Below are 353 nucleotides of genomic sequence, written 5' to 3' on the forward strand. Positions count from 1 at the left end.
TTAGGAGGAAGAAAGTGAAAAAACTAGATCAGCAAAAGAAGAAAAAGCAATTGAATTAGAGAAAGAAAGTGAAAAAACTAGATCAGCAAAAGAAGAAAAAGTAATTGTATTAGAGAAAGAAAGTGAAGAAACTGAATCAAAAAAAGAAGATAAAGCAATTGAATTAGAGGAAGAAAGTGAAAAAACTGTATCAGCAAAAGAAGATAAAGCAATTGAATTAGAGGAAGAAAGTGAAAAAACTAGATCAGCAAAAGAAGAAAAAGCAATTGAATTAGAGAAAGAAAGTGAAAAAACTAGATCAGCAAAAGAAGAAAAAGTAATTGTATTAGAGAAAGAAAGTGAAGAAACTGAAT

Annotated in this window: 1 pseudogene; it reads left to right on the forward strand. The window is 28.0% G+C overall.

Annotation, left to right across the window (positions count from 1 at the left end):
• Positions 1-4: 4 nt before the first annotated feature.
• A pseudogene (locus tag AC1DKZ_RS33175) lies at positions 5-353 on the forward strand (BC_2427 family protein); the annotation flags it as partial.

This window comes from Bacillus sp. 05T21, from assembly GCF_056396785.1.